Source organism: Corynebacterium sp. HMSC069E04, from assembly GCF_001813175.1.
GTDB classification, from domain to species: Bacteria; Actinomycetota; Actinomycetes; order Mycobacteriales; family Mycobacteriaceae; genus Corynebacterium; species Corynebacterium aurimucosum.
Genome location: NZ_KV811634.1, coordinates 51470 through 76925, shown reverse-complemented (window position 1 = coordinate 76925; position 25456 = coordinate 51470). Strand labels below are relative to the sequence as shown.

General features: G+C 63.6%; 23 protein-coding genes. 7 read left to right on the top strand and 16 right to left on the bottom strand.

From position 1 onward, the window contains the following. Nucleotides 1-190 precede the first annotated feature (190 nt). Nucleotides 191-1273, bottom strand: coding sequence for an alpha/beta hydrolase (locus HMPREF2896_RS02485; RefSeq protein ID WP_070710558.1), 1083 nt, complete (start codon nucleotides 1271-1273; stop codon nucleotides 191-193). A 62-nt stretch (nucleotides 1274-1335) separates the two neighbouring features. On the opposite strand from HMPREF2896_RS02485, the gene HMPREF2896_RS02480 reads away from it, so the two are divergent. Further along, the gene (locus HMPREF2896_RS02480; RefSeq protein WP_070717453.1) at nucleotides 1336-2703 is read left to right on the top strand and encodes a M20 metallopeptidase family protein; all 1368 of its coding nucleotides are present in this window, start codon (nucleotides 1336-1338) and stop codon (nucleotides 2701-2703) included. Here HMPREF2896_RS02480 and HMPREF2896_RS13030 read toward each other — a convergent pair. Next, on the bottom strand, nucleotides 2639-2932 hold the full coding sequence (locus HMPREF2896_RS13030; RefSeq protein WP_070717450.1) for a hypothetical protein: 294 nt from the start codon (nucleotides 2930-2932) through the stop codon (nucleotides 2639-2641). The genes HMPREF2896_RS02480 and HMPREF2896_RS13030 overlap by 65 nt on opposite strands. Nucleotides 2933-3029: 97 nt before the next feature. Here HMPREF2896_RS13030 and HMPREF2896_RS02470 point away from each other — a divergent pair, with 97 nt between their 5' ends. Beyond that, nucleotides 3030-3281, top strand: coding sequence for a response regulator transcription factor (locus HMPREF2896_RS02470; RefSeq protein ID WP_070717447.1), 252 nt, complete (start codon nucleotides 3030-3032; stop codon nucleotides 3279-3281). Here the strand turns inward: HMPREF2896_RS02470 and HMPREF2896_RS02465 are convergent. The 12 genes from HMPREF2896_RS02465 to HMPREF2896_RS02410 all read right to left on the bottom strand — a co-directional run bounded on the left by HMPREF2896_RS02465 (nucleotide 3278) and on the right by HMPREF2896_RS02410 (nucleotide 17763). Then, the gene (locus HMPREF2896_RS02465) at nucleotides 3278-3658 is read right to left on the bottom strand and encodes a cell division FtsX domain-containing protein (protein WP_070717444.1); all 381 of its coding nucleotides are present in this window, start codon (nucleotides 3656-3658) and stop codon (nucleotides 3278-3280) included. The two genes, HMPREF2896_RS02470 and HMPREF2896_RS02465, sit on opposite strands and share 4 nt — an antisense overlap. Then, the gene (locus tag HMPREF2896_RS02460) at nucleotides 3659-5464 is read right to left on the bottom strand and encodes a BCCT family transporter (protein ID WP_246823978.1); all 1806 of its coding nucleotides are present in this window, start codon (nucleotides 5462-5464) and stop codon (nucleotides 3659-3661) included. A 281-nt stretch (nucleotides 5465-5745) separates the two neighbouring features. Further along, complete coding sequence (locus HMPREF2896_RS02455; RefSeq protein ID WP_070717439.1) at nucleotides 5746-7383, bottom strand: FUSC family protein; 1638 nt, start codon at nucleotides 7381-7383, stop codon at nucleotides 5746-5748. Beyond that, nucleotides 7355-8575, bottom strand: a complete 1221-nt coding sequence (locus tag HMPREF2896_RS02450; RefSeq protein ID WP_070717436.1) for an ABC transporter ATP-binding protein — start codon at nucleotides 8573-8575, stop codon at nucleotides 7355-7357. Before HMPREF2896_RS02450 ends, HMPREF2896_RS02455 begins: the two co-directional genes overlap by 29 nt. Continuing rightward, nucleotides 8559-9317: an ABC transporter permease gene (locus tag HMPREF2896_RS02445; protein ID WP_070644565.1), complete on the bottom strand. Its 759-nt coding sequence runs from the start codon at nucleotides 9315-9317 to the stop codon at nucleotides 8559-8561. Before HMPREF2896_RS02445 ends, HMPREF2896_RS02450 begins: the two co-directional genes overlap by 17 nt. Further along, a complete protein-coding gene (locus HMPREF2896_RS02440; protein WP_070446701.1) occupies nucleotides 9314-10219 on the bottom strand; it encodes an ABC transporter permease in 906 nt (301 codons plus the stop codon). Before HMPREF2896_RS02440 ends, HMPREF2896_RS02445 begins: the two co-directional genes overlap by 4 nt. Beyond that, entirely contained in the window at nucleotides 10216-11634 is a 1419-nt protein-coding gene (locus tag HMPREF2896_RS02435; RefSeq protein WP_070717431.1) for an ABC transporter substrate-binding protein, read from the bottom strand. Before HMPREF2896_RS02435 ends, HMPREF2896_RS02440 begins: the two co-directional genes overlap by 4 nt. Next, nucleotides 11634-12359, bottom strand: coding sequence for a GntR family transcriptional regulator (locus HMPREF2896_RS02430; RefSeq protein ID WP_246823977.1), 726 nt, complete (start codon nucleotides 12357-12359; stop codon nucleotides 11634-11636). The genes HMPREF2896_RS02435 and HMPREF2896_RS02430 overlap by 1 nt, the downstream gene beginning before the upstream one ends. A gap of 100 nt (nucleotides 12360-12459) precedes the next feature. Beyond that, the gene (locus HMPREF2896_RS02425; protein ID WP_070717423.1) at nucleotides 12460-13440 is read right to left on the bottom strand and encodes an LLM class flavin-dependent oxidoreductase; all 981 of its coding nucleotides are present in this window, start codon (nucleotides 13438-13440) and stop codon (nucleotides 12460-12462) included. A gap of 3 nt (nucleotides 13441-13443) precedes the next feature. Beyond that, a complete protein-coding gene (gene brnQ / locus HMPREF2896_RS02420) occupies nucleotides 13444-14784 on the bottom strand; it encodes a branched-chain amino acid transport system II carrier protein (RefSeq protein ID WP_070717420.1) in 1341 nt (446 codons plus the stop codon). Between the two features lie 38 nt (nucleotides 14785-14822). After that, nucleotides 14823-15920: a MalY/PatB family protein gene (locus tag HMPREF2896_RS02415; RefSeq protein WP_070717418.1), complete on the bottom strand. Its 1098-nt coding sequence runs from the start codon at nucleotides 15918-15920 to the stop codon at nucleotides 14823-14825. Nucleotides 15921-15930: 10 nt separating this feature from the next. Beyond that, nucleotides 15931-17763, bottom strand: a complete 1833-nt coding sequence (locus tag HMPREF2896_RS02410; RefSeq protein ID WP_070717416.1) for an ABC transporter ATP-binding protein — start codon at nucleotides 17761-17763, stop codon at nucleotides 15931-15933. Between the two features lie 90 nt (nucleotides 17764-17853). On the opposite strand from HMPREF2896_RS02410, the gene HMPREF2896_RS02405 reads away from it, so the two are divergent. After that, a complete protein-coding gene (locus HMPREF2896_RS02405) occupies nucleotides 17854-18390 on the top strand; it encodes a hypothetical protein (RefSeq protein WP_070717413.1) in 537 nt (178 codons plus the stop codon). Further along, nucleotides 18387-18911, top strand: a complete 525-nt coding sequence (idi, locus tag HMPREF2896_RS02400; protein ID WP_070717409.1) for an isopentenyl-diphosphate Delta-isomerase — start codon at nucleotides 18387-18389, stop codon at nucleotides 18909-18911. The genes HMPREF2896_RS02405 and idi overlap by 4 nt, the downstream gene beginning before the upstream one ends. A gap of 10 nt (nucleotides 18912-18921) precedes the next feature. On the opposite strand, the gene HMPREF2896_RS02395 is transcribed toward idi, so the two are convergent. Further along, nucleotides 18922-20193, bottom strand: a complete 1272-nt coding sequence (locus tag HMPREF2896_RS02395) for a carboxylesterase family protein (protein WP_070717408.1) — start codon at nucleotides 20191-20193, stop codon at nucleotides 18922-18924. Between the two features lie 168 nt (nucleotides 20194-20361). Between HMPREF2896_RS02395 and HMPREF2896_RS12800 the strand changes: the two genes are divergently transcribed. Further along, the gene (locus HMPREF2896_RS12800) at nucleotides 20362-20523 is read left to right on the top strand and encodes a hypothetical protein (protein ID WP_168160905.1); all 162 of its coding nucleotides are present in this window, start codon (nucleotides 20362-20364) and stop codon (nucleotides 20521-20523) included. A 12-nt stretch (nucleotides 20524-20535) separates the two neighbouring features. On the opposite strand, the gene malQ is transcribed toward HMPREF2896_RS12800, so the two are convergent. Next, nucleotides 20536-22635, bottom strand: a complete 2100-nt coding sequence (gene malQ / locus HMPREF2896_RS02390) for a 4-alpha-glucanotransferase (RefSeq protein ID WP_246823976.1) — start codon at nucleotides 22633-22635, stop codon at nucleotides 20536-20538. Between the two features lie 93 nt (nucleotides 22636-22728). Between malQ and HMPREF2896_RS02385 the strand changes: the two genes are divergently transcribed. Then, complete coding sequence (locus tag HMPREF2896_RS02385; RefSeq protein ID WP_070717403.1) at nucleotides 22729-24570, top strand: AMP-dependent synthetase/ligase; 1842 nt, start codon at nucleotides 22729-22731, stop codon at nucleotides 24568-24570. Between the two features lie 125 nt (nucleotides 24571-24695). Continuing rightward, nucleotides 24696-25376 (top strand): hypothetical protein, encoded by a 681-nt coding sequence (locus tag HMPREF2896_RS02380; protein WP_070710542.1) that lies wholly within the window; start codon nucleotides 24696-24698, stop codon nucleotides 25374-25376. The last annotated feature ends 80 nt before the right edge of the window (nucleotides 25377-25456 follow it).

Below are 25456 nucleotides of genomic sequence, written 5' to 3'. Positions count from 1 at the left end.
AGACTAAAACAGCACTAGCAACCCCGCAACCGGAAGAGCAAATAACCTGCTCACAGACGGGATGAAACACCGACCAAGGGCGGAGAGAGGGTTGGCTAGGGCTGGCTGAACGGTGACTGGGGGGACGGGAGATAGGCCTCAGAAAGGGGAGAGCCTTTCGGGCCGACAGGCTTGGGCGGTGGGGTCGTCGCTAGTACAGCGCCGGTTTAATCGCATCCCACGCCGGCTGCAATTGCTTGCCAAACATCACCCAGTCGTGCACCCCGGAGTCGAGGTAGTCGGTGGTGTGGGGGAGGGAGGCGTCGTCAAGCGCGGCGGAAAACTCCTCCGTGCACCGCTTTGAGCCGGCCTCCAGCAGGGTGCCGCCGATGCGATCATCGAGGGATTTGTTAGGGTAGGCCGCCATCTCTTCATCCGTCCATGCGCCAGTGGCAGCGGAAAGATAGAGCGTCGTCCCGCGCAGCCCCTCCGGGTGAGCCATCACGTCATTGCGCAGCCAGTCCGGCGAGCCGTGCGGGCCCCACATGTTCCGCGGGTTGCCACCGAGGCTGCCCACCGTCAGGTCAACCGTTCCTTGACCCACCGTGCTCGTCGTGGAATAGCAACCGGAAATTCCCGCCACCGCATCGAAGAACCCCGGGTGGTTGTTGGCCATCATGACCGCGCCGGACGCGCCCATCGACAAGCCGATGAGTCCGCGTTTGTCGTTGTGATGTAGTTCTGCCTCAACCACCGGAGCGAGCTCCTGCGTGACGAAGGTGTTCCATTTGTGGCGGCCCAACTTGGGGTCATCCTCGTTCCAGTCGGTCCACATGGAACCAGCGCCTTGGGAGGGGATGACGATGCTGGCGTCGGAGTCGCCGAAAACGCGCTTCAGATGCCCCTTGGTGATCCAGTTGGAGGTTTCCGGGGAGTCGACACCTTCCAGGAAGTACACCACCGGGCCGCCGCTGCCGAGGACGACGTCGACGGGAATCTCACGTCCCATGGACGGCGAGGCCACGAGCCACTTTTCCCGGCCAGGCTCATCGGTCGGGGCGCGGGAGACAACGGACGCCGTGCTTATCGACGCATCCACCGGGTACGGATACCCTTCCTGTTCCGATGTGAACAAATCGGTGAGAAGGTGCGAGGAGGAACCCATGGCGTTGAGGATGCTGAACGTTGCGTCCACGCCCCAGCGAGAGGATTGCTCATCGCGGCTGGATTCCTGGTAAGCAGGGGCAGAAGACATGAGAAGTGCGCTGCTCAAAAGCGCAGAGAGAAGCTTCATAGACCGTTACTTTAATACAGTTTCCGGTATGCTCGGCGCACATGCTCGGAAAGGATGACACCATGAAGATGGCCCCGCGCCACCGTCAGCAACTGCCACCGCTTCCGATGGTTTCCGCCAAGCTCGGAGAGCGGTTGGCCAGCCAGGTGTTCGTGGAGGAAGGCTGGGAGCTGCTTCCGGAGTTGCAGGAGTTCCGTCGCGATATGCATCAGAACCCGGAGGTGGGGCTGCACCTACCGCGGACGCAGGAGAAGGTGCTCGAAGCTCTTAAAGGCTTGCCTTTGGAAATTCAGCTCGGGCGCGACTTAAGCTCCGTCGTCGCGGTGCTGCGCGGCGGGAAGCGCGGCGAGCGTCCCGTCTCGGTGCTGCTGCGCGCGGACATGGATGGTCTTCCGGTGCGCGAGCAGACGGGCAGCCCTTTCGCTTCGACGAATAACAACATGCATGCGTGTGGCCATGACCTGCACACGGCGGGGTTGATCGGCGCGGTCAAGATGCTGTGCCGCCACCGCGAAGAGCTGTTGGGCGATGTCATCTTCATGTTCCAGCCGGGCGAGGAGGGCCCGGGTGGTGCGCAGCCGATGATCGATGAGGGCGTGCTCGACGCTGCTGGCCGCCGCCCCATCGCCGCCTACGGTTTGCACGTCGGCCCGCAGGATCGGGGCACCTTCCACCACATCGCCGGCCCGATGATGGCCTCGTCGTCCAACCTAGGGATTACCGTCTACGGCAAAGGTGGGCATGGCTCGCGCCCACATGATGCTATCGATCCCGTCGCGGCCTTGGCGGAGATCCAGGTGGCGCTGCAGGTGGCGCTGACCCGGCGCTTCGACGCGAACTCGCCGATTGTCATCACGGTGACCAACTTGCGCGCGGGCGACGGCGCGGTCAACGTCATCCCGGACAAGGCGGAGCTGGGCGCGACGGTGCGCGTGCTTCGCGACGAACACATCGATGCCGTCCGCCAAATGATCATCGAGGTCTCAAGCTCCGTGGCGGCCTCGCACCGTTGTACCGCGAAGGTGGACTTTGAGGTTTTGTATTCGGCGACGAAGACCTCACCGCGCGAGGACCAGTTCGCGGCGTCGTTGTGGGCCGGGATGTTCGGGGCGGAAAACGTGCTGACCATGGATACGCCGATGATGGCCTCGGAAGATTTCGGCGCGGTGTTATCCCAGGTTCCGGGCACCTTCATGTGGTTCGGTACGGGAGATCCGCACACCCCGGAGCACATGCGCGAGTGGAACCACTCGCCGCTGGTGCGCTTCGATGATTCCGTTCTGGGGGATCAAGCTGCGGCCTTGGCGGCGGTGGCCTTTGAGCGCCTCGCCGCCGAGGACGCCCATCCCTCCCCGGCGACGAAGGCTATGCGCGCGCCGGTGCAGGGGACAGGGCTGGATGTGCAGCCGCCTTCTTCCGCAGCGCAATAACGCCCCAGATGGTGGCTATCCACACGGCTAGCACGACAGCCATGCCGGCGAGGAGGGGCCAGATGGCGTCGTCGAACGCGGTGCTTAGCGACGGGAAGAGGTTGTTCGTCACGTGCACCGCGATGGCGGCAATGAGCCAGCGCACAGGCTGTTTCTGGGATCGGCCATAGGCGCTAAGACCGGTGAACAGCGAGTGGGAGAGCGGGTTGGATACCAATCGGATGACCACCGCTGAGATCGCGCCGGCGGTATCCGAACTTCCTCATTGAAGGGAGCGTAACCCGCACTGTCCAGCCACTCTAGGCCCGCGCGCGAGAAGGTGGGTCATGTTTGTATTGAGCTCCACCGCGAGCCCGGAGACGGCAAAGTCCCACACCACGCCGTGCGCAATTCCCGGCCGGCGGCGCAGGAAGAACAGCGTGGCGCAACTCGTGGCCCAGGGTCTAGACAACCAGGAGATTGCCGGACAGCTCTACGTCTCCGTGACCACGGTTAAGACCCATATCAAGCACATCTTGGACAAACTGGGCGGTACCAATCGGGTGCACATTGCGATCGCGGTGTTGGAGTCGCGTTAGCGCCGGAAGAAAAACGCGGAGACCAGGCCGATTAACGCGATGCCGACCACGATGATGGATGCTACGGGCCAGTATTGGGGGTAGTACTTGAGCGTATAGCCGAAGACCTGGCCGTCGTCGAACTGGCGGGCAAGCGCGATGGGCATCCACCACAGCTTCGTGAGAGTCAGCACTGCGCCGAGGAGGCCGGTGATAAAGCGGCGGGTACCGCGCAGAAAGAAGCTCGCGGCCACGAGGAGCATGCCGCCGATGCTGAGTGCGAAAAGAACGGGAGTTGTCGCGGTGAGCGGGGAGCCGTTGATGAGAAACTCGTGGTCGATTTCATGCTGCTCGATGAGGGTGTAGCCGTCGAGGACGACGTTTTCAGGCAACCCCATTTATTTTTCCTTCTGCTCGGTGTCTGGCTCGTAGCCGTCGGCCCAGGTATCGGTATTGAAGTCGTAGTCTACATTCTCGCCTTTTTCATCGGTGCGCTGGTACCAGTCCGTGTAGCGGTGCGCTGAGGAGTCGAAGTCGGAGCCGGCACCGCGGCCCTCGTCGGCGTGCTCGATGGATAGCTCGAAGTCATCGCCGTGCTCCTCGATGCCGCGCACAACGGCGTTTTCCACCGCGGCACGCGCGTAGGCGCGGCGGATGAATACCGGGTCGGAGCGCAGGTCCTTGATGAAGGCCACCATCATGACGAGCAGCACGATGCAGAAAGGCAGGGCAGACAGGATTGTCAGGTTCTGCAGGCCGGTGAGCACGTCCTCACCGCCGGTCAGCAGCATGACAACAGCGATGCCCATCATGCACAGGCCCCAGAAAACGACGATGAACTTGTTGGGGGCAGGGTTTCCCTTGGAGGACATGGTTCCCATGATGACCGAAGCGGAATCGGCGGAGGTGATGAAGAAGACCGCCAGCACCAGGATCAAAATGAAGGGCGTGATGCTGCTCAGCGGCAGGTTGTCGAACATGGCGAAAAGAACCTGCTCGCCGGAGGCGGAGCCATCAAAGTTGGGCAGGTTCTCGCGCTTAAAGGTGATGGCTGTGCCACCGAAGATGGTGAAGGCCAAAATGAGGATGAGGGAGGGAGCGAAGACCGTCACTGCCGTGAATTCGCGTAGCGTGCGGCCGCGGGAGATACGGGCCACGAACATGCCGACGAACGGCGTCCAGGCAATCCACCATGCCCAGTAGAAGGCGGTCCAGTAAGACTGGAACTCGATGGTCTCATCTCCCCAGGACAGGCCTTTGGCCATCATCGGCAAAAGCTGGTCGATGTAGGTCACGATGCCGGAGGGCACGAGGTTGAGCAGGAGCAAGGTCGGACCGGTGAAGAAGACAAAGATGACCAAGCCGAGTGTCACCGTGATGTTGAAATTGGAGAGATAGCGCACGCCGCGGGAGACACCCGAGACCGCCGAGATGATGAAGCCGCAGCCAAGGACCGCAATGATCACGATGAGCACGGAGTTGGTCAGCGGGCCGGCGCCGCGGATGATGGATACTCCTTGGCCGATCTGGATAGCGGAAAGACCCAGTGTGGCGGCGGTGCCGAAGAGCGTGGCGACGAGGGCGAGGACGTCGATAAGCTTGCCCAGCGGGCCGTCGGTATCGCGGGAGCCGAACAGCGGCTTGAAAATGGAGGACACCAGAGGCACGCGCCCGCGGCGGTAGGAGGAATAGGCGATGGCTCCGCCGACCAGGGCGTACGCCGCCCAGGGCGAGATTCCCCAGTGGTAGTGCGCCTGGGCCATGGCCTGGTGCAGGGCCTCGACGCTGTTGCCGTCGACGGTGTGCGGCGGCGGGGTGAGGTAGTGCGACAGCGGCTCTGACGGGCCGTAGAAGAAGATGCCGACGCCGATGCCGGCGCCAAACATCATGGCGACCCAGCTAAACCAGCCGAACTCAGGCTCTTCGTCATCGGTACCGAGCTTGATGCGGCCTAGGCGGGAGCAACCGATGTAGAGCATGGTGGCTACGGCCATCATCATGGTGATGTTGAGCAGCCAGCCGGCGTTGGTGATGGCCCAGGAAAAAGCGGTGGAGGATGCGGCCGAGACGGATTCTGGCGAGCTAATACCCCAGATGATGAAAGCTACGACGAAGGTGGCGGTGGTGAAGAAAGTGATTTTATCGAGCGCGAAAGCGTTGCGTTGATCCTCCACACCGATACCCGGAACCAAGCCGGGGTGCATGTCGTGAGGATAGATGCCAACGGGTGGACCTGTAGATTTTCGAGTGTTCACCCTCACCATTATCGCAGGTGCGCACAATGACAGTGGTGTGAGCTAGGATGAAGGCACTTATTTCTGCGTCGATTGGAATGCCATGTCGCTGCCTAATTTTGATGAGAATGTCCGTGAGCTGGAGGAAGCCTTCGCTTGCTTCGAGCGCGTGGAGGAACACGTACTCGACCCGAACCTGTTGCTATCGGTGAAATAATTCGCGGGCAACCGGGGGTGCCCGTGCTAGGAGGTTAGGACCGCATTTCCGCTGCGGTGATTTTCGCGATGAGCGTGTCCAGCTCCGCGCGGCTGGGCTGCGACAGCGGATTGACCACGCAGAAATCTAAGAGGAAGTAGCCGGCCGGTTGCAAGGCGGTGTGGCGCTCCCAGAACTCGCTGATATCGGAGTGGTTGGTCGCCAGCGACTGGATGCTGCGGCGCTCCGAGAGTAGCTCGTAGTGCAGGTCGCGCCGCTGTGCCAGCGCTTCCTCGGGGGTCTTGATGAGTAGCGCGCCGAGCAGGGCGGCCATCGCCTCGAAGCAGCGCGTTTGCAGGCGGTAGTGGTTGGTCAGCTGGGCGCGCGGCTTCCACAGCCACAGGAAGAGCATCGCCACGACCACGGAGAGTCCAATCTCCGCCATGCGCGAGCCGATGGTGTGGGCCATGTGCTCCGAAGAATTGCCCATGAGCAAAGCAAGCGGCGTGGAGAAGATAACGCACAGCGCGTAGTTCTTCACCACCAGAATCTCTGCGCAGAACTGGCAGAAGGCCAGCGCGAGCACCAACCCCCAGCCGTGCGGGCTGAAAGAGGCAATGAGCGCAAAGACGCACACGCCTAAGACGGAGCCCAGCATACGTTGCACACCGCGAATCGTTCCCGGAACCCGGTCCGGCCCCCACTGCAAGAGCAGGAGCACCGAGACCGCGCCCCAGTCCGGGCGGTTGAGCCCCAGCGCCATGCCAATGAACGCGGTGGCCAGGCCACCGAGCGCGATCTTTTCCGCTGTTACCACCGCGTGGGAATTGCCCACCGCGGCGCGGTAGAAGCGGTAGCGCATCGTCGGCTTGGTGTGCGGGATGGTGGTGCGGTCCGGGTCCACGTAGGTAGGGGAATCAGAGAGCTCATCCGAGTTGCCGCCGACCTGCTTGTGGTGAGCCACGATGCGCTGCTGCGCGGCTAGCGCGCGGTGCACCAGCTCCGCTTGGGCGGGGTGGCGGATGCGGCCGCCGCGGATGACGCCGGCGTCGGCAAGCGCTTGCCAGGCGGTGGAGATGGCGGACTGCGCCTGGTGGTGGCGAGCCAAGAAATCGCTATCGGAGTTCACGAAGGCATCGGCGGCCTTCTCCAGCGCGGCCACCGCGCGGGTCTCCGGGCCGTGCGGATCCCGGAAACGCGGCAGCATGCCCAGCACGTAGCTGGCCAACACGCCGGCCAGGCTCCACGCGGCCACCTCCCACGGCGAGACCCCACGCAGCATCGTGGAGCCGCCGGCCACCATCACGATGAAGAAGGAACCCGGCGGCGGCAGCCGCAGCGCATTCTGCACGAACGCGCCGATGGTTGCTAGAGCCACCGTAAACACCGCGGACAGCGCCAGCCCATGCACGCCGACGAGGGAACCGGCTGTGGCCGCCAGCGTGAGCAGTCCGCCAGCGGTGAGGATCACGCGGCGTCGCGTGCGGTAGGGGTGCCCCTCGCCGTAGATGACGGAGAAGGCGCCGGCGGAAATGAGCAGCACCGCATCCGGGTGGCCCGTCGCTACAGCGATCCCGCCGGGGATAATGATCGCCAACGCCGCGCGCAGGGCACCGGGCCAGCGGCGCGCGGAGGTGTTAAAGGCGGTAAAGAGCTGAAGTGCATTAGGACGTTGCGGCAGTGGGTGTTCCATATCGGGAGAACACCTTACTCGTTTCGCCGCGATCCACGAGCCGGCCGTCCTGCAGGACCGCCACTGTGGGGCATAAGTGGCGCACGACATCGATGTCGTGGGAGACGAAAACCAGCGTCATATCCTTCGTTACGCGCTGTAGAAGCTCGAGGACCTGGGCCCGCGAGGTGGCGTCCAACGCTGAGACGGCCTCGTCCGCCAGCAGAATCTCCGGCTTGCCCACCACAGCGCGCGCCAGCGAAATGCGTTGGCGCTGCCCGCCGGAGAAGTCCCGGGGATAGCGCTCGAAGCCCTCGATGCCGACCTCCCGCAGCACCGCCTCGGCTTCTTCGCGCGTCCCGCCGCCCTCGGCCACGATCTTCCAGATAGGCATGCGCGGGTTGAGCGAGCCCTTAGGGTCTTGGAAGACCATGTGCACGCGCTTCTTCACCGCCACCGTCCCCGAGGTCGGCTCCGCTAGCCCCGTGAGCAGCTTGAGCAGCGTGGATTTGCCGGAGCCGGAACCGCCGACGATGCCGAGGCGCTCGCCCTCGCGGACGGTGAGGGAGACGTCGTCCAGCGCGGTCACCCCGCGGTAGGTCTTGGCCACGTTCTTGAGCTCGATGACGGGCTCGCCCAGGCTGGGCATGGGCGGCGGGGTGAGGTCGGGAGTGGTGAGCTCACCGATGCGCACGACGCGGTCGCACACGCGCTTGACGACGTCCCGGTCATGGCTAATGAACAGCAGCGCTGTGTCTTCGCTGTCCGCGGCATCCACGATGGTGGAGAGGATTTCCTCCTGGGTGAAGGGATCCAGGGCGGTGGTGGGCTCATCGCAGATGAGCAGCTTGGGGTGGCGGGCCATGGCCATCTCGATGAGCGCGCGCTGGCGCTGCCCGCCGGAGAGCTGGTGCGGGAAGCGGTTGAAGCCGGGCACCTTCATCAGCGGGTCGAGCGCGGTCATGGGCTCTTGGAAGACCATGGCCAGCGGCAGCTTGCGCAGGTCACGGTCGCGCATGCCCAGCAGCTCCTGGCCGTTGAAGTTAATGGAGCCGGTGGCCTGCAGGTGATCGGGCAAAAGCCCCATGATGGCTAGGGCGGTGAGGGACTTGCCGCTGCCGGAATCGCCGATGAGGCCGACGCGCTCGCCGGGTGCGATGGAAAAGGAGATGGGGCCGACAGGGCCCACGCGCAGATCAGTGACGGTCAGCATGGCTTCCTAGCAGGTTGAATCCGAGGACGGTGCCGGCGATGGCCAGCCCGGGCCACAGCGCCTGGAGGGGGTGGGTGGCCAGGAGGGGTTGGGCGTCGTGCAGCATGCGTCCCCACGAGGCGGTTGGCGGGGCGGTGCCTAGGCCGAGGTAGGACAGGCCGGCTTCAGCGAGGACGGCCAGCGCAAAGTAGACGGAGGCCTGGATGGCCACGATGCCTCCGAGGTTCGGCAGGACGTGGCGCCACGCGATGAGCGCCGGCGGCACGCGTGAGATGCGGGCGGCCGCGATATAGTCCTGCGTCATAATCTGCAGCGTGCCGGAGCGCGTGACCCGGATGAAGGAAGGGATGCCGGCGATGCCGATGGCGATGGTCGCCGTGAGCGTCGACGAGCCCCACACCGCGCCGGCGACGATGGCCAGCAGCAGCGCCGGGAAGGCGAGTAGCAGGTCGGTGGCCGCCATGATGAAGCCACCACCGCGCATCCCGGCGATGATGCCGAGTGGCACCCCGATGAGCGCAGCGATGGCCACCGCTACCACTCCCACCAGCACGGTGATCTGGGCGCCGGCGAGGATGCGGGAGAAGGTATCGCGCCCGAAGCGGTCGGTGCCCATGAGGTGCTCCAGGCTGGGGCCGGCCAGGCGGTCGGGGGAGATGAGGTTCGGGTCATAGGGCGTCCACACCAGAGAGACCAGGGCGAATAGGACAGTCAGGCCCACCAGAATATAGCCGGGCTTCATCGCGCCTCCTTCAGCCGCGGATCGATGACCCGGTAGGCCAGGTCCGTGAGCAGGTTGACGGTCAGCGTGAAAGTCACGAAAACCATGATGAGGGTCTGGACGGTGGTGAGGTCGCGGGTGGAGACGGCGTCGAGAAGCAGCGAGCCCAGACCCGGGATGACGAAGACATTCTCGATGACCACCGCGCCCACCACCAAGGTGCTCAGCTGCACGCCGGTGACAGTGAGCACCGGCAAAGCGGCATTGCGCAGGCCGTGGCGGACCAGCGCCCCGGTGCGGGATTCACCCAGGGAGCGGGCGGTGCGGATATAGTCCTTGTCCATCTCCTCGCGGAGGGTGGCGCGCACGTAGCGCGTGAGCATGGCGCCTTGCACCAGTGCTAACGAGATGACCGGCAGGACGAGGTGGCTTAAACCCTCGCGCGGCAGCTGCCAGCCATTCGCCGGCAGCCAACCCAGGTGCACGGAGAAGACCGCGACCAGCAGGATACCGACTAAGAAGCTGGGCACCGCGATGCCCAGCTGCGTGGCCGCATTGAGCACAGGGAGGCGAAAGCGGGCGAGCAGGATGCCCATGGGAATAGCCCCGGCTAGGGCGAGGACAATGGCCAGCCCGATGAGCAACAGCGTAACCTGCGCGCGGTCAATCACCAGCGGAGTGATGTCCTGCTGCGAGGACAGGGAGATGCCGAAGTTGCCGGTCAACAGCCCTTTCATCCACTCTAGGTATTGGACGAGAAGCGGGCGGTCCAAGCCCATGGAGTGCGTTAGCTTTTCCACGGCCTCATCGGTGGCGTTGACGCCCAAAGCCACGCGCGCCGGGTTGCCGGGCACGGCCCGCATGAGCAGGAAAATGATGATGGAGGCAGCCCACATGGTGCCGAGGAAGCGCAGTATTCTCATCGCACGCCTCGCAGCTCAATGGCATCGGTGATTTGGTTCGGCTGCAGGCCGATCAGGCCCTCGCGGTAGAGCACGATATTGGGCATATTCATCAGCGTCAGAGCGGGCATGTCCTCCATGATCTGGTCGACGGCACCCGTCATGTCATCCTGCTCCAACAGCGTGCGGGCCTGCGGCGAATCATAGCCGAGGTAGTAGTCCGGGTTGCCAAAGATGGTGGGGATATCGCGCGGCTCGACGTGCGCGACGAGCGACATCTGATAGTCTTTCGCACCCATGACTTGGCTCAGCCACACCGCGGGGAACTCTGCGGTTTCCAGCGTGACCTCAAAGCCCATCTCCTCCAGCTGGGAGTAGAGGAACTCGGAGAGTGTTTGCGCATAGGGCAGGCTCGGTACCGTGAGTGTGAGCGGCGTGCCCACCGCGCCGGCCTCCTCCATCAGCGCGCGGGCGCGCGCCGGTTCAAAGGGGTAGTAGTCCTTCCCACTAAACCAGGGATCAGTCGGCGGGACGGGTGAGCCACCGGTATCCTGCGCGCGGCCTTCCCAGAGGATCTCGTTGGCGGCCCGGCGGTCGATGCCATAGGCCACGGCGCGGCGCACGAGGGGGTCGTCGAAAGGTGCTGCTTGGTTATTCATGGACAGCAACACCTCGCCGTTCGTGGTGCCCACGGCGGTCTCGATGGAGTCATCGAGCGTGTCGAGCAGCTCCGGGTTCTGCACGCCCCACACCGCGTCCACCCCGCCGGAGCGCAGGGCGTTAACCGCGGTCAGCGAATCCGGGAAGTAGCGGATGGTGATGTCTTCTTCCGCTGGGGTGCCCCAGTAGTCTGGGCGGGCGCGCAGCGCGATGTATTCGTTGGGGGAGAAGCCCGCGACGGCAAAGGGGCCGGTGCCCACCGCTTCGGTGGGAGTGCGCATAGCACCGATGGCGGTGCCCACGGACCATAACCACCCGGCGGAGGGCCGTTTAAGGGTGACGAGGAGCGTGTGATCGTCGACAGCCGTGGCGGATTCCACCACGTCCATCTGGGCGCTAATGCCGTTCGTCCACTCCGTCTTCACCGCGATGATGGACCACGCGGCGGTGTGCGCGGTGAAAGCCTCGCCGTTGGAGAAGGAAGCCTCACGCAGGTGGAAGGTATAGCGTGTGGACTCGACCTCCCAGGATTCGGCGAGCCCGGGGACAATCTCTCCCTCCGGGGAGATGCGCACCAGGGTCTCGTAGACGTTGCTCATGAGTGCTGCCGGGATGGCGGCTCCGCCGACGGTGGTGAAATCCAGGGAGGTCGCCGGCGTCGTGGTGGCCAGCGTCAGCGCAGAGGAGTCAGAATCAACCACTGCCGTGGAGCCGGCAGAACACGCGCTTAACGACGCCCCCACGACCAGCCCCAGCGCACCAAGCCAGGCTCTCATCATCCTTCCGACAACTTGACCTCGAGCGGGGAGGTGCTTCCGCGCACGCTCGTCATGCCCAGCGTCAGGCGGTCCCCGAGGTACAGGATTTCGGTGCACTCGACGGGATGACCAGAGTGATCTGAGATGTCCAAGTGCAGGCGCCACAGCGGGGTGCCGGGCTCGACATTAAGGGAGCGCGCATCTTCCTCGCTGGCGGACGCGAGGGAGAGCTCGCGATTGACGTTGTCGAAGTCCACGCCCTGCTTACGTAGGTGATCGTGGACAGACTCGTTGTCGGCATCGAAGTTGAGGATGTGGCTGCCCACGTCCAGTGGGAAGAACATGCGCTCGATGGCGATGGGCATGCCGTTGGCGCTGCGCACTCGGTGCACAAAGATTACGGGGGAACCTGTCTCTACCCGCAAGAACTCGGCTTCCTGCTCGGAAGCAGGGCAGCGCCCCAGCCACAAGGTGGACGCGCCGGGCTCGAAGCCGCGCTCGCGCAGCCAGTGCGTCACGGAATAAATGGAGTCGAAGGACTCCGAGGTAAAACGGCCGAGGACGACAGAGCGGCGGCCGCGGCCGGAGGAGATGAGGCCTTCCGAGCGCAGTGCCGCGACGGCTTGGCGCACGGGGCCGCGGGAGGAGGAGAATTGCTCGCAGAGCTCGGCCTCGCTGGGCAGGAAATCACCAGGAGAAAGCTTCTTGCTGCGAATGAGGGTGCGCAAGTAATCAGCGATCATGCTGTGTTGCTGTGTACGGCGAAGGGCCACCGAAATTCTCCTCTATGTAGAACAACGCTGTGACGGGCAAAGATGTGCGTACGCGCGCCTGCGCGTGCGCCTACATCTGCCACGCTTGTGCCAGGTTTGCCATATTACCCAACGCTGCCTTGTGGCTTGTGGATTGCAGGGAGATCATGAGCTCATCCGCCTGAGCCAACTTCTGGAAGTCGGTGAGGTACTCGCGCACGTGCTCTACATTTCCAACGGCGGAGTACTGCAGCATGCTGATGATCTGTTGGCCCTGAGGGGAGTCGATGATGCGGGCGACGTCGTCGTCGCTGAGCTGCCTGCCACGGCTGACGAAAGCCTTCACGCGGCGGAAGCAGACCTTTTCGAATTCCTCCTCGGCGTCATCCCCCGCGGTGACGTTGACGCCGGCGATGACATAGGGCTCGGGGTGGGCCTCGGAAGGCTGGTAATTCTCGCGGTAATAGGCCGTGGCGGCTTCCAAGTGCTGCGGGGCGAAGTGCGAGGCGAAGGCATAAGGCAGGCCATATTTGGCGGCCAGCGAGGCGCCGAAGAGCGAGGAGCCCAGGATGTAGATCGGCACGTTCGTGCCGCGGCCGGGGATGGCCTGCACGCCGGGGACGAGGGATTTTCCGGAAAGGTAGCCCTGCAGCTCCTTGACATCCTCGGGGAAGCGCTCGGCGGCATTTCTATCGCGGCGCAGGGCGCGGCCCAAGGTCTTCATATCGGTGCCGGGTGCGCGGCCCAGGCCTAAGTCGATGCGGCCGGGGTAGAGCTCGGCGAGGGTGCCGAATTGTTCAGCGATGACATAGGGTGCGTGGTTCGGCAGCATGATGCCGCCGGAGCCCAATCGGATGCGCTCGGTCTTCGCGCCAATGTGGGCGATGAGAACCGCCGGGGCGGAGGAGGAAATAGAGGGCATGTTGTGGTGCTCGGTGTACCACATGCGCTCAAAGCCCAAGGCCTCCGCCTGTTGCGCTAGCTCGACCGACCTAGCCATGGACTGGGAAGGAGTCTCCCCCTCATAAATGGTGCAGAAATCGAGGATGGATAGAACGGCGCGGGGCGTCATGAACTACTCACTTTTCTTCGACGAGGATGTAGATACAACATCGATGATAACGCCGATAGCAAATGCGAGGAGCGTGGGAACTACCCAGCCCAGGCCAACGTCTTGGCCAGGGGAGAAGCCAAGCGGGGCGCCGAAGGAGGTGGCGGCGGACCACAGGACGGAAACCCACAGCGCCAGTCGGAAGCCCCAGTAGAAGGTGACCCACTTCTTAACTGCTGGTTGCAGAAGCGTCAGCGCGATCAGGGAGATAGCCGGCGGGTACAAGAACACGATGAAGGGGACCGCGATGGCGAGCACCGTATCCAGGCCCTGGAAGGCGAAGGCGATGGACAGCGCGGTAAATAGGCAAGCCCAGAAGTGGTAGGTGGTCTTCGGCACGAGCAGGGCGAAGAACTCCGAGGTGGCGGAAATCAGGCCCACGGCGGTGGTCATGCATGCCAGGATGACGATGGCGGAGAAGACGGCCTGGCCGACGTTGCCCATGGTGAGATTGGAGGCGTCGGCAAGCAAGGCGGCGCCGGAATCATAGGAGGAACCATTCGGCATGGTTTGGCCGATCCACGCCAGGCCCAGGTAGATAGCGGCAAGCAGCGCGCCGGCGATGACGGCGGAAGTGATGGTTCCGCGCAGCAGCGCACGGTCAGTAGAGAAACCTTTGGAGCGCAGCGAAGTCACGATGACGATGGAGAATGCCAGGCCCGCGATGGCATCCATGGTGTTGTAGCCCTCGAAGAGGCCTGTGACGAAGGGCGCGGAGGCGTACTCCTCAGTCGGGGTGCCGGGCACGCGGGAGTTCGCCACAGTGGCCAGGGTGATGAGGACCGCGAGCAGGATGACCAGCGCCGGGGTCAGAAACTTGCCCAAGGTGTCGATGATGTCATTCGGGCGCCAGGCCAAAGCCAACGCGATAAGGAAGAAGACAACGTTGAAGGCGCCATTGGCAAAGGTGCCCTCCCAACCCAGGAGCGGGGTAATCGCGGTTTCCATGGACACCGCGCCGGTACGTGGCAGGGCGTAGAAGGCGCCGATGGCCAGGTAGGCGATGACGGAGAAAGCCACGCCGAAGATCTTGCCGCCGTGGTTGCCGATGTCCCGCACGGACTGGCCGGAAATGGCCACCGCGATTACGGCCAAGACCGGCAGGGCCACGCCGGCGGCGAGGAAGCCCAAGGTGGCCGGCCAGAAGTTGGTGCCGGATGAGACACCGACCTCCGGCGGAAAGATGAGGTTGCCCGCTCCGAAGAACATGGAGAAGAGCATGAGGGAGGCTACGATGACGATGCCGATGGGGGAACTCGTCTTCGAGGCCGACTTGGAGGGGGCCTGAACGTCATTTATGGACATTTTTCTAAGAATAATGCCCATGACATGAGATGTAAACTCTAGCTGAAGGCCTTCTCCAGCCGGTCCAGTGCTTCTTCAAGCAGTTCGCGGGAGGTAGCGAAGTTCAAGCGCGCGTGGTGCTCGCCGCCGGTACCGAAGGTCATGCCCTCGTTGAGTGCTACCTTGGCGTGCTCACGCACCCACGCTGCGGGCTTCGGGTTATCACCAATAGCTGTCTCGCTAAAGTCCAACCACAGCAGGTAGGTGGCCTGCGGGTGGGAAGTCTTGAGGCCCGGAACGCGCTTGGGTAACTCCTCCACCAGCCAATCGCGGGTCTTCTTCAGGTACTCAATCTCCTCGTCAAGGAACTCCCCACCGTGGCGGTAGGCAGCCTCCGCAGCCAAGACACCGAGCGTGCCGGTGCCGTCCTTAGCCACGCCGGTCAGCGAGTTCCAGCGCTCGACATCCGCAGTATTGGAGAAGATCACCTGCGCGCACTTCAAGCCCGCGGTGTTCCACGCCTTGGACGTGGCGGTGACGGTAATAACGCGGTCGGACAAGGCGCCGAGCGGGATGTGGCGGCCTTCGTAGACGAGCGGGGCGTGGATCTCATCGGAGAGGATGCGGGCATCGTATTTATCTGCCAGCTCCACGAGCCCCCGCAGCCAGTCCTCATCAAAGACAATGCCGAGCGGGTTATAGGGGTGGGAGAGCAGGATGGAGCCGGCGCCGGCCTTAAAGGCGCGCTCGATATCCTCTAGCTCCAGCGAGGTTTCAATCTTCTCGCGCCCGGCGGTCTCCGGCAGCTCCAGCAGCGGCGGGTAGGAAGGGACCGGCACGGCCACCGCGCCCTCGGTGAAGTACTGCACGCCGAGCAGCAGGCCGCGGACCACGTCCCCGATCCAGAAGACGTGTTCTGGGCGCCAGCCATAGCGCGCTTCATAGAAATCCGCTAGCGCCGCGTTGAGCTCAGAGGCCTTGGGCGCCGGGGTGTAGCCGAAGGACTCGGCGTCGACAGCCTCTTGGATGGCCTCCTTGACCGCCGGTGCGGTGAGGAAGTCTGATTCAGCGATCCACAGCGGGATGACGTCGTCGTCATAAACGGTCCACTTGCGGGTGCCGCGGGCATAGAGTTCTTTCAGACTAGGGAAATGCATGCGCCCCACCTTACTCGTCGGTGGATTGGACGAATCCGTATTTTTTCAATCGCTGACGGTCGGCGGCGGAGGCGGATTGGGTCAGCCGCAGCAGCTCGGCGTAGATGCCTCCCGATTGCGCCAGCTCCGCTGGCGCGCCAATCTCGGAGATGCGGCCGCGGTCTAGGGTGATGATGGTGTCCACGTCCGCGATGGTGGACAGGCGGTGCGCGATGATGAGCGTGGTGCGGTTCTTCATGAGCTCGTCCAGACCGGCCTGCACGGCGCGCTCAGCCTTGGTGTCCAGCGCCGAGGTGGCCTCGTCGAGGACGAGGATGGGGGCGTCCTTCAGCATGGCGCGCGCCACGGCCACGCGCTGTTTCTGCCCGCCGGAGAGCTTGAGGCCGCGCTCGCCGATGACGGTGTCGTAGCCATCGGGGAATTCTTCGATGAAGCCGTGTGCATTGGCGCGCTTGGCGACGTCCACGATCTCCTCCATCGTGGCGCCCGGCTTGCCATAGGCGATGTTTTCCCGAATGGTGCCGGAGAAAAGATAGGACTCCTGGAAGACCACGCCGACTGAGGCGCGCAGGCGCTCCGCGGTGAGCTCCGCGGCGTCGTGGCCCAGTACCGTCAGCTTTCCCTCCGTGGGTTGGTAGAGGCCTAACAGTAGGTTGACCAGGGTGGACTTGCCGCCGCCGGATTCGCCGACGAGCGCGACCTTGTGGCCTTCTTGGGCGGCGAAGGTGATGTCGGCGACGACCGGCTTATCCGATTCATAGGAGAAGGACACGTCCTCGAAGGCGAAGACCGGACCTTCTGCGGGGCGCAGCGGCTTGGCCGGGGTGAGGTCGAGCTCCGGCACGTCGGAGGTTTCAGCGGCGGCGACCAGCTGCGGGTTGACGGTGGGCTCCGGGATTTCCTCCATGACCTTGAAGTAGTCCTTGGAGCCGGCAATAGCGCGCTGGCTGACATCCACGATCCAGCTCATCATGAACACCGGCTGCTTGGCCATGTTCACCAGCTGCAGGAGCATGACCATGTCACCGATGGAGAAGTGGCCCTCCAAGGTGCGCCAGAAGATCAGGCCGTAGATGCCTAAGAAGATCAGCGCCATGGCCGCGCCGCGCGCGGTGTCCATGGAATGCCACCAGCGCGACTGCGGCTTCGTGGTATCCACCACCGTGCGGTAGTGTGAACCGAAGGAAGCCAGCTCGCGGGCCTCGGCGACGAAGGACTTGGTCACCTTCACCTGGCCGATGACCTCCGCGAAGCGCCCATTGGCCACGTCGATGTTTTCGTTCTTGATGGCCTCAAACTTCTGCCAGCGCTCCGAGGTTAGCGCCGTGAGCCACATATAGATGGGGAAGAGCGCGGCCAGCAGGATGGCCAGCGGCCAGTAGTACACCGCGGTGATGACTAGCACCGCCGCGGCCTGGATGAGCATGACGAAGAAGTTATTGGAGAAGGACTGCAGGAATTGCGTGATATTCGCAATCGAGCGGTCCAAGCGCGCAATGATGGTGCCGGTAACCTGGTTGTCGTAATAACCTTGCGGCACGGAGAGCAGCTTGGCAAAGTAGCGCGTCGAAAGAATCTGGCGCAGGCGTGCGACCATCACATCGCCGATATAGCCGCCGATATTCTTCACCACGTTGCCCAGCGCGTCCGCCACAAAGAGTGCTACGACCCACCACAGAATGGTGCGCAGTGGTCCGCCTGCGACGACGGTATCGGTGGCTTCGCGGAGGATGAAAGGTGTCAGCAGCGACAGAATCGCGGTGACTGACGCGGTGATAAGGACGCCAAGATAGAAAGGCCACAGAGCGGAGGCGCTGCGGACGATGCGGAGAATAGAGTTCATCGCCGGCCGATGTTACGCCCTTAATAGGAATATCCAACCCGTCGACTAAGGTAGGGGAGAAACCGAAATCGTGATGGAAAAGGATCCGCGGTGAAGAAATACCTCCCCCTAGCGTGCGCCCCGCTGTGCCTGGCTGCCTTGTCAGGCTGCAGTATCCTCCAGCCGCCGGACGTGGGTCCGCAGGACAACATCGTGGTCTCCAGTTCGGAGCCGCCGACCTTTGAGGCCAAGGACGTGGACGCTCACGAGGTCACCTCCGACTTGGCAGCCCCCGTTAAGGACGAGGGCCTCAACGTGGAATTTGAGCTGCAGGGCCTGTACTCCGGCGGTGGCGGAACGGTGCTGACTGTGAAGATTCACAACCTCAACGAGGTGCCGATGCCTGTCGACGCCCTCCCGGAACCCACCCTCGAGCGTGCCGACGGCAACGGTGGCTGGGCCACCGTGGATTCGATCGATGTTGACCCCGCTGTCCACCCGGATGTGGCCGCGCCGGGCCTGGATCACCCGCTGGGCGCCGGTGCGTCCACCAACCTTCAATATGTCTATAACGTTGCCCCAGGCAACCTCTGGAACGCGCGCTTTAGCATTGGCAACGTGTGCTATGTAGGAGACCTCAATCTATGACGGAACTCGTCGTTCTAGCTTCGCCGGAGGGCACACCCGCCGGCACCGCTGACAAGGCCGCCGTACATACCGCGGATACCCCGCTCCATTTCGCCTTTTCTGCGTGGGTGGTGCGCGATGGCCAGCTGCTGCTGACCCGCCGCGCCCTGTCCAAGCTGACCTGGCCTGGCGTGTGGACCAATTCCTTCTGCGGGCACCCGGGCCCGGATGAGGAGACTGCCGCCGCCGTCGTCCGCCGCGGCCGCTTCGAGCTTGGCCTGACTGGCACGCCGCGTTTGGTGCTCCCGGACTTTGCTTACCGTGCCGTGGATTCTTCCGGCGTGGTGGAGAATGAAATCTGCCCGGTCTATCTCTTCGAAACTGAAGATGATCCGGCGCCCAACCCCGACGAAGTCGATTCCTTCGCGTGGGCGCCAGTGCGCGATGTGCTCGCCGCCGTCGACGCCACGCCTTTCGCCTTTAGCCCGTGGATGGTGGAGGAGCTGACCCACGAACCGCTGCGCGCGGCCCTTTTGGCTTAACGCCCCCGGATCAGAGCAGACTGCCATCCTGGGCGAAGGCCGCCGAAATATAATCCAAGCTGGCGTAGGCCACCCGATGCTCGTCGTTGTCTAAGTTGTATTCCCAGATAGCGTGCTCGGGGCGGTAGGCCTCGAAGCCGGGCTCGCCGGTGCGGATGAAATCGCGCAACCACTGCGCGAGCGGTGTTTCTCCGAAGAGCGGGCGCAGCTCCTCGCAGTGCAGGGCCGGGCTCGAGGAACGGATGAACTCCACCATCCAGGTCTTACCCGGTGCCTTCTCCGCTACCTCTGCAGCCCAGCGGCGGATGATGGCATCACCCACCATCCGGCCCATTGGGCGCTCCTTGTCCATGTGCTGCACCACCTGATACCAGGGTTGGAAACCATTGCGGGGAAAGCCAAAGCGCGGCGCCGCATAGCGCAGGATGAGGCCGCGGAACGGGGAGCGGTCAATCTTCCGTGTGGCCGGGATGTTGTAGAACTCGTCGCGGGTACTGCCGAGGATGAGGGGGACGTCGGCAAGCTGCCCACACTCCAGGGGCGTGGGGCCCAGTGCCATATCGAGGCTGTACTTCTTGCGGAACTTGGCGTAGCTGGCGGCAAGCTCCTCTTGGCTCATCGCCGCAAGCGAGGAACGCGTGATGGGCTTCTTCATCACCTGACGCAGGGTGGCACTGCGCTCCTCGAAGGTCTCCCGCGGGAAGCCCGGGGAGAGCGCTAGTGCTCGGCGAAAGGCCCCGCGGTAGTGGTCCCGCCGACACAGCCACAGCACGGCGTTGGCGCCGGCGGACTGGCCCAAGATGGTGACGTTGGTGGGATCCCCGCCGAAGGCCTCGATATTGCGCTGGATCCATTCCAAGCCCAGCTGCAGGTCCTCGATGGCGCGGTAGCGGTCGGGCTCATCATCACGGAAACGGGCAAGCCCCGGCAGGCCCACGCGGTAGCCCAGCTGCACGTGGACGATGCCTGCCTGTGCGGTCGGCGTGCCCTCTGCGCGGGGATCCTCGTGGGAGCCGTGCTCGTAGCGGCCGCCGTGGATATAGACCAACGTGGGCGCCAGTGACGTGGTGCGGCTGCCGGGTGCGGGGGCGGTGATGGTGAGCGCGACCTTCTCCGGGTGCGGGGTGCGTGCATCCTGGTCACGGGGTGGGGCAGGTTCGGGGTTCTCGAAATCCCCCGGGATATGGGAGTACTCGATGGAGTGAAAGTGGGCCACGTCCTCATCGAGGTAGCCGGTGATGGTGCCCGCGGGGCAGGTGACGTCGAAAGGTGCACTGCTCATGGTGAACAGGCTACCCTGAGGGCATGGAATGGCTCGTGCAGGCGCCAGTGTGGGCGCAAATGGCGGTGCTTGCCGTCACCGCAGTGCCGGCCGCAACCGTGATGGGGTGGGGGTTGATGTGGGCCATCGACCGCGTGTACACACTCGTGGAGGGGCGGACTAGGATAAATGACCATGACTCCCGATGATCACCGCGAAGGCCTGTGGGACCCTGAGCGCTCACAGCCTTCTCACCGCAAGCGCGCACTACCCAAATCCCGAGTGAGCGTGACCCTCTGGTTGATGATCACGCTCATCGTCGTGGTGGCCATCGTCGGCGTCGTCCTTTAGAGGGACGACGCTTTAGCGTTGGGTGCCCGGACGTTGGGCGGCCTGGGCGAGGCGCTGGTAGAGCTCCTGCTTCGGTAGATCCTCCAAGAGCACCGGCTTGCCGGCGGTATCGCACAGCGGGATGCACCAGTTCGGGTACTGATCTTTCGTCGTGCCCGGCTGGTTCTGTGCGCGCACGTCACCGACCATGTCCACCACGTTGGTGACCGTCAGCGCCGAGGGAGTTCCCGCAACATAACGATGCAGGGCGACGAGCACGTCCTCTTCGCTCTCGCGGTTCTCCAACATGCCATAGGCCTGCAGATTATCCTTGACCTTTTCTTGCCAGGCGCGGTCCTCGGCTACTTCTTCCGCCACGGGGCGGGTCAAAAGGCCTAGGCGGGCACGCAGCTCGATGTGGTCGCCACGCAGGAAGGCGAGCGTCGGCGGCAGATCGTGCGTGCCCACCGAGGACATCGCCATGTGGCGGTATTGATCCTGCGGGCGCGGGGTGGGACCGTCTTCGGCATGCTCAAACCAGATGATCGTGGTGCCCAGCACGCCCATATCGCGCAGAGCGTTTTGTACCCACGGCTCCAGCGTGCCCAGATCCTCGCCCACGAGGACCGCGCCAGCGCGCTCTGCTTCGAGCGCGAGGATGCCCAGCATGGCTTCCCAGTCATAGGTCACGTAGGTGCCGTTGAGCGGGGTGGAGTGGCGCGGGATCCAGTACAGGCGGAACAGGCCAAGGACGTGGTCGACGCGCAGACCACCAGCATTGCCCAGCATCGTGCGCAGCAAATCACGCCATGGCTCGTAGCCGGCTTCCGCTAGGCGTACCGGGTGCCACGGCGGCTGGGACCAGTCCTGGCCCTGCTGGTTATAGTCATCCGGCGGGGCACCCACCGAGCATTGCGGGGCGAGGTATTCCGCCAGATTCACGGCATCGGCACCAGCGGGGTGGATACCTACGGCCATATCGGTGATGAGGCCGATGCTCATGCCGGCCTCGAGCGCGCGGCGCTGGGCGGCATCCAGCTGCTCATCGCAGAGGAATTGCAGCCAGGAGTAGAACTCGGCTAAGTCGTTGACGTCGAGGCTCAGCGCGTGGCGGCGTCCACTGTGGCGCGAGAGCTCAGTCTCTGCACACCACAGCGCGAAGTTGCGCAGGACGCGGCCCTCGCGGCGCTGGTACTCGCTGAAGGCGGTGCGGCGCTCCGGGGTCATCCCCTTGCTGAAAAGCTCCTGCAGGACCTGCAGCTTGGCCTCGAAGATGGAATCACGGTCGATCTCTTCGGCAGACCGGTTGCGTTCGCGGAACTCGGCGGCGAGCTCGGCCACATCATCCTGAAGTTCTGGGCTGAGCAGCTTCAGCTCTGGGACATCTTCGATGCGAATATAGATCGGGTTGATGAAGCGCCGGGTGGTGGGCAGGTAGGGCGAATCCTCCACTGGCGGAATCGGCTCGCCCGCGTGCAGCGGGTTAATAAGGAGGAAGTCATAATCCGGTGCCAAGGTCTCCGCCAATTCGGCGAGGTCACCGAAGTCACCCATGCCCCAGGACTTCTCGGAGCGCACCGAATACAGCTGCGCCATCGCGCCCGCCGCGGGGCGGTCAAGGTAGCGATCCGCAGTGCTGAGGTGATTGGGCACCACGATGAGCGGGCACTCGTGCTCGCCGATGCCGGGCGAGGACAAGCGCAGCTTGTGGAAGCCTAAGGGCAGGTCCCCGGGGACGTGGAAACTGGCTTCGCCCCACATGGTTCCGGCGACGTCGGCAGCCGGGGCGTCGTTCGGATCCTGGTAGGTCGGCCGAGTCTCGCCGTTCTCCAGCTCGATGGTCACGGTGACGGGGTCGCCGTCGTGGACGTGGACGGCAAAGGACTTTTCGGCGCCTTCGCGGGCCACCACGCAGGGCGGCAGCGGGCGGGAGGCGCGTTCGAGGTAGTCCTCGAACAAGGCCTGGGTTAGCTCTTCATCGTCCGGACGGTCGGAGATAGAGACGCCGAGTGCGCGCAGCGTATAGGTAATTGTCTCCTCGCTGACGTACACGGGCTGTCCGTTCTGGGCGGTGTACTCGCAGGCCACGCCGTGGCGTTGGGCAAGTTCTTGAAGCAGATCACGGGTAGTCACGTCCCCCAATTGTGCCACGCCCTTGCTGCGCGCGGGAGAAATCCGGTTGGTAGAGTGGGCTGGAATTTAATTTTTGTGGGAAAGGACACAACTGTGACTTTGAATGAAGCGCATACGAAGGCGGAGTTCGAGATCAAGGACGGCGAAACCTGCCTTACCGCGATGATGGCTACGGCGCACGCCCGCCCACATGGCGTGCTGTTTACCCGCCCTGCGAACTATGAGTGGGTCAACGTGACCGCCAAAGAGTTCGTGGAAGAGGTCTACGCGGTGGCCAAGGGGCTCATTGCTTTCGGCGTGGAGCAGGGCGACCGCGTAGCCCTTATCTCTACCACCCGCTATGAGTGGTCCCTGCTGGACTACGCCATCTGGGCGGCCGGTGCTATCTCCGTTCCGGTGTACCCCTCTTCGTCGATGTCCCAAGTCCAGTGGATTATCGAGGATTCCGGTGCCATCCTCGCCATCACGGAAACCCGCGAGCACTCCGAGCTGGTCAAGCACCTGAAGCTGCAAGAGGATGGCACCCCACAGTTGCACGGCTCTCCTTCCCAGCTGCGCCGCATCCTAGAGATCAACTCTTCCGCCATCGATACGCTGAAGTTCGAGGGGCGCGATGTCAGTGACGATACCGTCGACCAGCGCATCGAGGCCACGGGCACCGATGACGTCGCCTCGTTGGTCTACACCTCCGGCACTACCGGGCGCCCCAAGGGCTGCATGCTGACCCACCGCAACTGGCTCGCGGAAGCTCGCGGCCTGCTGACCAACCCCATTGGCGCCATCGCCGTGCCGGGTTCCCACGTTCTGACCTTCCTGCCCTTGGCACACGTCTTTAGCCGCGCGGTGTCGCTGGCGGTCACCATCGGCGGTGCCTCCCAGAACCACTGGTCCGACTTCAGTACCATCACCATCGAATTCGCGCGCTCCCGCCCGAACCTGATCCTGGGCGTGCCGCGCGTCTTTGAGAAGGTACGCAACGGCGCTTCCGCCAAGGCTCACGGTTCTTCTGCAGTCAAGGGCGCCATTTTCGATCGCGCGGAGAAGGTCGCTATCGAGTACTCGAAGGCGCTGGATACTCCGGAGGGGCCTAACCGTGTCCTTAAGGCCAAGCACAAGGCTTTTGACAAGCTGGTCTACTCCGCCATCCGTCAAGCCATGGGCGGCGACGTTAAATATTGCATCTCCGGTGGTTCGGCCATCTCGCAGGATCTGCTGCACTGGTACCGCGGCATCGGCGTGACCATCTATGAGGGCTATGGCTTGACGGAAACCGCCGCGGCCGCCGCCGTCGACTTTGTCGATCAATCCATCGGTACCGTTGGTCCACCACTGGGTGGAACGACGATGCGCATTAACGACGACGGCGAGATCATGATCAAGGGCGATATCGTCTTTAAGGGCTACTGGCAGAACGAGGAAGCCACCGAGAACGCCCTGCAGGACGGTTGGTACAACACCGGCGACCTGGGGGAGATTGATGAGGATGGCAAGCTCGTCATCACCGGCCGCAAGAAGGATCTCATCGTCACCGCTGGCGGCAAGAACGTCTCTCCTGGCCCGATGGAAGATATCCTGCGCTCCCACCCGCTGATTTCCCAAGCCATGGTGGTCGGTGACGGCAAGCCGTTCGTCGGCGTGTTGCTCACCCTGGATGAGGATGCGCTCAAGCGCTGGAAGGCCGATCACAACATCTCCGCGACCAAGGGAATGCGCGAAGTAGCGGCTGATCCGGCGCTGCGCGCGGATATCCAGGACGCCATTAACCAGGTCAACGCCACCGTTTCCCACGCGGAGGGTATTAAGAAGTTCGTCATCCTCGACCAGGACCTCACCGAGGAAAGTAACGAGCTCACCCCCACGATGAAGGTCAAGCGCTATGTCGTGGCGCAGCGCTACGCAGCGGATATCGAGCGCCTCTACGCCGGCAAGAAATAAGGCTGGATGGAGTCTGTGAATTCCTTCGGAGTGTCGCGCAGCCGAATGGGTGGATCTCTAATAGAGTCAGCGGGGTCAGAAAAACTCTAAACCTCAACTAGAGGTTCTCACGGAAAGGGCAGCCTATGCACAAGATCGCAGCCGAGCTGCGCCACCGTGAGCTGACCCAAGAAATCTATAACATCGGCGATGAAGTCGTTGACTACATCGAGCACCTCATCGAGGCCATTGAGGACTGGGATGATGAACTCGCCCTCGACTGCCTAGCCGAGCTGGGGGATATCGTCGAAGACGCCCGCGTGGATTCTGGGCGTTGTGTCGGCGAGCTCATCGGCCTGCGCCACGCGCTGGTCTCCGGCCTGAAGTCCGGCACCATTTCCGCTGCCTCCTCCGGCGACAATGATGTGGAGGAGCCGAAGCAGCTTACCGCCCGCGCGTTGGCTGAGGGCTTGCCCATCTCCGGCCCGCCCGTTGTGGTCTCGGAGCTGGCGGAAACCCTGCGTGGCCGCACCGCCGCGGTGGCCGCCTACCTGCGCGAGCTGGTCGAGTACGTGCTGGCGCAAACCGACGCCGTGGCCCGCAACCTCGATGTGGTCTCCCTGCCGAATCTGTACAAGCGCGCGGGTGAATCCTCGCTCATCGCCGTGCAGGCTTGGCGTCACACCGTCGTTGAGGCGCACCCCGCCTTCGTGCGCACCATGCGCGGGCATAACCCGCCGCCCTTCTTGGAGGAGCGTGCGCGTATCGACGCCGTCGTTGCCCGTGTGCGCGCCAAGCGCCAGAAGAAGGCCGCCACGACCGCATAGTCGCCGCATCACAGACTTCCTTGTTGCCAACACACAAGGATTACCTAAGAAGAGCGCCGCCGAGATTCCCTCTCTCGGCG